This is a genomic window from Caulobacter sp. P1_B12_2 (assembly GCF_056406675.1).
On sequence record NZ_JBFTZS010000233.1, the window covers coordinates 1 to 7,202 of the forward strand.

Annotated in this window: 4 protein-coding genes; 3 read left to right on the forward strand and 1 reads right to left on the reverse strand. The window is 67.0% G+C overall.

What is annotated here, in order from left to right; all coding sequences use genetic code 11:
* Both AC1DZ6_RS15030 and AC1DZ6_RS15035 read left to right on the forward strand, forming a co-directional pair.
* The coding region (locus tag AC1DZ6_RS15030) for a TonB-dependent receptor (RefSeq protein WP_477097964.1) at positions 1-1,465 on the forward strand (1,465 nt) is incomplete at its 5' end.
* Between the two features lie 4 nt (positions 1,466-1,469).
* The gene (locus AC1DZ6_RS15035) at positions 1,470-2,954 is read left to right on the forward strand and encodes an esterase-like activity of phytase family protein (RefSeq protein ID WP_477097965.1); all 1,485 of its coding nucleotides are present in this window, start codon (positions 1,470-1,472) and stop codon (positions 2,952-2,954) included.
* A gap of 96 nt (positions 2,955-3,050) precedes the next feature.
* On the opposite strand, the gene AC1DZ6_RS15040 is transcribed toward AC1DZ6_RS15035, so the two are convergent.
* Positions 3,051-5,870 (reverse strand): TonB-dependent receptor, encoded by a 2,820-nt coding sequence (locus AC1DZ6_RS15040; RefSeq protein ID WP_477097966.1) that lies wholly within the window; start codon positions 5,868-5,870, stop codon positions 3,051-3,053.
* A gap of 466 nt (positions 5,871-6,336) precedes the next feature.
* Between AC1DZ6_RS15040 and queC the strand changes: the two genes are divergently transcribed.
* Positions 6,337-7,101, forward strand: a complete 765-nt coding sequence (gene queC / locus AC1DZ6_RS15045; protein WP_477097967.1) for a 7-cyano-7-deazaguanine synthase QueC — start codon at positions 6,337-6,339, stop codon at positions 7,099-7,101.
* The last annotated feature ends 101 nt before the right edge of the window (positions 7,102-7,202 follow it).

Sequence of the window (7,202 nt, forward strand, 5' to 3'; positions counted from 1 at the left end):
GACCAAGTGCGTCCCCGCGCCGTCGCCGCAGAAGAACTCGGACGTCACCTTCACCAACGGCCAGATCCTTCGCAACGACGAGCTGTACTACCTGGCCGGGGATTTCAACGTCACCCCGTCCATCAAGCTCCACACGCAGCTGTACCACCACACCGACAAGGGCGCGGGCAACAACTGGATCACCGGCTGGTCCACCCAGGGCACGACGTCCACGGCCGACGACCTCCCGGTGCAGATCCGCGACACCCGCTACACCATCGACCGCACCGGCGTGGTCGCAAGCCTGGGCTGGACCGTCGGCTTCAACCACCTGGAGGCCGGCCTCTGGCTGGAAGACAACACCAGCAGCGCCGCGCGCTACATCTGGACCAATGTCACGGGCCCCTTCAGCCTGGCGCAGTTCCTGGAAGGTACGCCCGACACCGCCCAGTGGGTGCAGAAGACCGACTGGACCACGCAGCAGTTCTACGTCCAGGACACCGTGACGCTGCTCGATGACGCGCTGAGCATCGACTTCGGCTTCAAGAGCACCCGCGCCAAGTCGGACGCCCAGGCCATCCCGGGCATCGCCAAGGCCGCGCCGCCGACCTCGACCCAGTTCGCGTCCGGCGTGCTGAAGGCCAAGGACAACTTCCTGCCGGAAGCCGGCGTGCGCTGGACGATCGCGCCCGGCCACGAGGTGTTCGCCAGCTACGCCGAGAACATGGCGATGTTCCAGGGCGGCTTCAAACTGGGCCCGCAGTCGGTCTCGCAGGCCGTCTGGGACGCCCAGGGCAAGTATCTGAAGCCCGAGACCTCCAAGAGCTTCGACCTCGGCTACCGCTATGTGAGCGGTCCGCTGCAGGTCTCGCTGGCCGCCTATGACGTGAAGTTCGACAATCGCCTGCTGCAGTACAACCCCTGCCCGACGAACCAGCAGCAGAACCCGGGCTGCGGCAACTCCTTCCACAACGCCGGCGGCGTCACCAGCAAGGGCGCGGAGCTGGGCGTGCTGTGGCGGCCGATGTCGTGGCTGACCTGGTACAACTCGGCCTCGTACAGCAAGTCGACCTACGACGAGAACCTCAACTGGTGCACCACCACCTGCGTGATCAAGGCCACGGCCGGCAAGCAGCAGGTGGACACGCCCAAGGAAATGCTCGCCAGCGTGCTGAGCCTGAAGCAGGGCGGTTTCTCGGCCTCGCTGCAGGGCAAGTACACCGGCCGCCGCTACTACACCTACACCAACGACCAGAGCTTCGGCGGCTACGCCACCTTCGACCTGGGACTGGCCTACGACTTCGGCGAGGTGGGTCCCTGGAAGGGCGCCAAGGCGTCGCTGAACGTCGCCAACCTGACGAACGAGCGCCACGCGTCCAACTTCGACAGCAGCGTGTTCGCGCCGGACGACGCGGCGGGCTCCATCCTGGTGTTCCACGCCTCGGCGCCGCGGCAGATCTTCGCGACGATCGGCGTCAACTTCTAGGCCGATGCGCGCCGCCCTCATCCTGTTGTGCTGGCTCTTCCCCGCCCTCGCCGGCGCGGGAGAGCCCGTCACCCGACCGCACCTGGATCAGGCCGACGGCGCGCGCACCGTCTCGCTGCACGGCCAGGCCTTCGTCAACCAGGGCCTGGTCGGCGCCGGTCGGCTGCCGGCGGGGGCGGTCGATTTCCTCGGCGACACGCTGGGGTCCTTCTCCTCGCTCCAGATCGCGCCCGGCAGCTGGAAGCGCGTCGGCGACCACTATGAAGGCGTTCTCTGGACGCTGCCGGACCGGGGGCGCAACGACCCGACCGCGAACCTGTTCTTCGACTATCCGGCGCGGCTGGAACGCCTGCGTCTCCGCTTCACGCTGGGCGACGGCCGGGTCGACCTGGTTCCGGACGGCGGCCTGGAGCTGCGCGACTTCAACGGCCGGCCGTTCACGGGCGCCGATCCGGGCGCGGGCACGCTGATCCAGCGCGGCCTGACCCTGCCGGCCCCGGCCGCCGGCGTCGGCGCGGGCAAGGTGTCGCTGGACGCCGAGGCGCTGCAGTTCACGCGCGACGGCGGCTTCTACGTCGGCGACGAATACTCGGCCAACGTCTACGCCTTCGACCGGCGCGGCCGTCTGCGCGGGGTGATCACCCCGCCCGCGGCGATCGCGCCGCGCCGCGCCTCTATCGGCTCGCAAGAAGGGCGTCCAGATTTCGGTTCGCTGCAGCCGCCGGCCACCGGTCGGCGCAACAACCAGGGTCCCGAAGGCGTGTCGCTGTCGCCCGACGGCCGCACCCTGTTCGTGGCCTTGCAGAGCGCGACGATGCAGGACAGCGCCAAGGGCGACGCCGCCGGCCGCGCCAACGCACGCGTCCTGGTCTACGACGTGAGCCGCACGCCGGCCCCGGCCAAGCCCGTCGCCCACTATGTGATGCGACTGCCGACCTACACCGCCGACGGCGACGGCGGCGCGCCCAATCGCACCGCCGCCCAGAGCGAGATCCGCGCCCTCGACGGCCACAGGTTCCTGATGCTGTCGCGCGACGCCGCCGGTCGCGGCGCGGCGGGCAAGGGGCCCATCGTCTACAAGAGCATTCTGCTGGTCGACGTCGCGGGGGCGACCAACCTGGCCGGCGGCGAATACGAGACCACGACCGCCTCGCTGCTGCGCGATCCCGCCGGCCCGGCGCTGCGGCCCGGCGTCGTCCCGGCCGAGGGCGTCGAGCTGGTGAACCTGCTCAATCCCGTGCAGCTCGCGCGCTTCGTGCTCAGCGTCGACGTCTCGTCCGAGAACGCGCTTTCGGAGAAGTGGGAGGCGATGGACCTGGCGTCGGTGCTCGAGCCGGATCATCCGGCCGACTATTTCCTGATCGTCGGCAACGACAACGACTTCATCGCCCGCGACTGCCGGATGTCGGGCCAGGCCTGCGGCTCGGACATCGATAACGACAGCCGGATCCTGGTCTACCGCGTGAGCCTGCCGACGCCGCTCCGGTAGCTGCGCAGGATCACGCGGCCGCGCCCGCCCCGCTCAAACAAAAAGGGCGGCGGATTGCTCCGCCGCCCTTCCTGGGTCCGCTGGTGAGGCGGTGTTCTAGAACGACTTGGTCAGGCTGACGCCGTAGGTGCGCGGCTCCAGCGTGATCAGGTTGGTGAACAGGCCCGAGCTGTCGTCGGTCGTGTAGGCGTCGGTGATCGGCGTGTCGTCGCCCAGGTTCTTGACGTAGGCGTTGATCTGCAGACCCCAGTCCGGCTTCTCGACCTTCAGGGTGATGTTGGCGTTGTCCCACGACTTCAGCTGGTCGTAGGCGGTGTTGTAGACCCGGGTGTACTGCTTGCTCTGGCGGTAATAGTCGCCGCGCAGGGTGGCCGACCAGCCGTCCGCGAAGTCCCAGGTGTACTGGGCGCCGATCGAGGTGGTCCAGTGCGGCGAGTTGGGCAGCTCGTTGCCCGACAGGTTCGCCGTGGTGCCTTCGATCGAGAAGCCCGGCCCGTAGTTGTAGAGGCCCGTGGCGTTGGCCAGGAAGGCCGCGGTGCCCGCCGGCAGACCCGCGCCGCCGGCCGCGGCCGGGGTTTGCAGGAAGGCCTGGAACACTTGCGGTCCGCCGCAGGCGAACGGCACGGTCGAACCCGCGCCGGCCGCGATCAGGGTGGCCACGCCCTGGGTGGTCAGCACGCAGTTGGAGCCGACCGCGGCGTTGGGCAGGCTGGGGCCCGCCTTGACGACCAGATAGGCCGGGTTGCTCTGGGTGCGGTTCATGGTGTCGATCGACGTCACGCCGTCGGCGATCTTGGTGTGCAGATAGCCGACATTGGCGTTCAGGCGCAGGTTGTGAACCGGCGACCAGACCGATTCCAGCTCCAGGCCGTAGACCGTGGCGTCGATGTTCTCGTTGACCGAGGTGCGGCTGACGATCTTGGAGATCTGATAGCCCTGGTAGTCGTAGTAGAAGCCGGTGGCGTTCAGCATCACACTGCCGCCGGCCAGGGTGTTCTTCGATCCCACCTCGAACGCGTTGACGAATTCAGGCGCGAACTGCGGCTTGACGGCCGAGCCGACCGCCGCCGGCGGGTTGGAGCCGCCGCCCTTGTAGCCCTTGGAATAGAAGGCGTAGAGCAGGTTGTCGTCGGTCAGCTTGTAGTCGAAGCCGAAACGGCCGGTCAGTTCGTCGAAGACCGACTTTTCCTGCGGGTTGGTCGTGCTCTGCTTGAGGCCGATGCCGGGCGCCAGCAGGACGGTGTCGTAGACGTCCAGGCGCTTGTCGTCGTGCGTGCGGCGCAGGCCCAGGGTGAACTTCAGCTTCTCGTTGGCCTGCCAGTACAGTTCGCCGAACAGCGCGTTCGACTTCAGGTGATAGGGCGAGCGGTTGTCATAATAGTTGTGGCCGCTGCCGTCCGGCGTGGCGTTGGGATCGACGCCGATGCAGGTGGTCGGCAGGGTGACCGGGCTGCAGTTGGGGTTGCCGGTCTTCTGGAAGTTCAGGGCCTTGGCCGACATGGTCAGCGAGTTGCCGATCACATAGTAGTCGGTGGTGGTCTTGTAGTCGAAATAGATGCCGCCGAAGTTGAAGTTCAGCGGCCCGTCGAAGTTCGACTGCAGCCGGACTTCCTGGCTCCACTGCTTGGCGTCGCCCGACGAGACGTCCAGGGTGGTGAACTTGTTGGTGGTGCCGACCTGCGGGTCGGTGAAGAAGCCGCCCGGCGAGATGCCGGTGCTGTTGAACGGGACGGTCGAGACGTTCCGGTTGTAGTCCAGCTTCGTATAGACCTTGCCCTTGCTGTACGACGTCATGGCCGTGAAGGTCAGCTCGTCGGTCAGGTCGTAGGCCAGGTTGAACTGGTAGATGTCGGACTTCGACTGGTAGATCGGGTCGAACAGGGTCTCGATTTCACGCAGGTTGCGGCTGGTGGTGTCGCCGGCGTTGGCGTCGCCGCTGGTGAAGCCGAAGATGTTGCCCAGCTCGCCGGTCAGGGTGCCCGAGGTGTTGACCGTGCCGTAGGCGCTGTCGCCGTACAGCGAGGCCGACAGACAGCCCTGGCTGAGGAAGGCGCGAGCCGACCCGCTGGGCACGCCGCCGACCGTGGCCGGGCCGTTGTCCTTGGTGCAGAGCTGCTTGCCGACGCGGGCGCGGCTGTCGTCCTCGTTGAAGTGCTCCCACATGAAGTTGGTGCGCAGCGTGTCGGTGGGGTTGAACATCACCGAGACGCGGGTCGAGTACAGCTCGCGGTCGTCGACCTTGTGGTTGTTGAAGGTGTTGGTGACGAAGCCGTCGCGCTTGAGGTAGTTGCCGGCCACGCGGACGGCCAGCTTGTCGCCCATGATCGGCATGTTGATCATGCCGCGCACCTTCTGGGTGCCGTAGTTGCCCACTTCGCCGGTGATCTCGGCCTCGAAGGTGTCGGTGGGCTTGGCGGTGATGATGTTGACCACGCCGCCGGTGGCGTTGCGGCCGTACAGCGTGCCCTGCGGGCCGCGCAGCACTTCGACGCGCTCCACGTCGAAGAACTCGGCGTCGAACAGGTTGCCCGATTGCAGCGGGGCGTTGTTCTCGTGGACGCCGACGCCGCCGTCGGTCGAGACGCCGACCGCCTTGTTGCCGATGCCGCGGATCGCGAAGTTGAAGCTGTTGGTGAAGTTGCCCTTGGCGAAGGTGACGTTCGGGATGGCCTGTTGCAAGTTCGGGCCGCCGTCGATCTTCTGCGCTTCCAGGCTGTCCTGGCTGAAGGCCGACACCGCGATCGGCACGTCCTGCAGGGCTTCTTCCTTCTTCTGGGCGGTGACGACCAGTTCTTCCAGCACGTTGCCGCCGCCCTGCTGGGCGGTCTGGGCAAAGGCGGGGGCGGCGACGGCGGCCAGCACGGACACGGACGCGCCCATGGCCAGCAGGCTCCGCATACGCAGAGATTGCGACATTCTATTCCCTCCCTGGACGTCGCGGCTCCTTATGGCGGACCCTGCGGACGTCGCGTTGTTTCCTCGCGCCGTACTTTTGAACACTACGCGGGCGTACGGCCGACCCCTCGCAGCATAAGGCGATTGCATACTTGGGACTTGGGGCTGTCAACCGGCCAAGTTCTAAGTAATCATTGATAGGTTACGCGTTTTCACTTTACCCAAGGTCACATTCACCTGGCGCGGGCAAGTTTTCATTAAATTTCGAAAAGGCGGTTCGGCGCCTGACGTTGCGTCAAGCGTGGTTTCAGGCCGGGAAACCTTGGCGCGGCTTGCGCCGTGCGTGTCTCATAGTGTCTCATTCGCGTCGGAGGTACAGCCCAAATATCAGCGTTCGAAACGATTGTTTCACGGCTGATGGCTGGGAGACACACTCGGGGCGGTCCCGTCGCGTGCCAATCGCGCGCGCCTCGTGTAGAGAGGCGCCATGTCCGCTTCTGAAGTTTCCACCGCGCCCGCCGCGTCCGGCGCATCGCGCGCCGACGCCGCCCTGGTGCTGTTTTCCGGCGGCCAGGACAGCAGCGTCTGCCTGGCCTGGGCCCTGGAGCGCTACGCCCGGGTCGAGACCGTCGGCTTCGACTATGGCCAGCGCCACGTGATCGAGATGCAGGCCCGCCAGGCCGTGCGCCATCAGATGATCGAGCGCTTTCCACACTGGGCCGACCGCCTGGGCGAGGACCATGTGCTGGACCTGACCGGCTTCGGCGCCGTGGCCCAGTCGGCCCTGACCGCCGACGTCGCCATCGAGATGACCGAGCGCGGCCTGCCGTCCACCTTCGTGCCCGGCCGCAACCTGGTGTTCCTGATCTACGCCGCCGCCCTGGCCGACCGCCGGGGCCTGGGGGCGCTGGTCGGCGGCATGTGCGAGACCGACTTCTCGGGCTATCCCGACTGCCGCCGCGACACGCTGGACGCCATGCAGAGCGCGCTGAACCTGGGCATGGACCGCGACTTCGTCGTCGAGACCCCGCTGATGAAGCTGACCAAGGCCGAAACCTGGGCCCTGGCCAAGACCCTGGGCGGCGAGGACCTGGTCGACCTGATCGTGGTCGAGAGCCACACCTGCTACCAGGGCGACCGCGGCGAGCTGCACGCCTGGGGCCATGGCTGCGGCGCGTGCCCGGCGTGCGAATTGCGCGAGCGCGGGTATGAAGAGTGGGACGCGGGCGGGCGGGAAGCGCTCGGTGTCTAAGCTCTCTATCCACAACCACGGCTGTCATCCCGGATCTGCGCTTCGCTTGTCCGGGATGACACCTGTTTTGAGTGGTCGCGGAGGCCGCTCATGACCTACTC

Coding starts and splice junctions, on each gene's coding strand:
- AC1DZ6_RS15035 (WP_477097965.1), top strand. CDS start 1,470: ATGCGCGCCGCCCTCATCCTGTTGTGCTGGCTCTTCCCCGCCCTCGCC.
- queC (WP_477097967.1), top strand. CDS start 6,337: ATGTCCGCTTCTGAAGTTTCCACCGCGCCCGCCGCGTCCGGCGCATCG.
- AC1DZ6_RS15040 (WP_477097966.1), bottom strand. CDS start 5,870: ATGTCGCAATCTCTGCGTATGCGGAGCCTGCTGGCCATGGGCGCGTCC.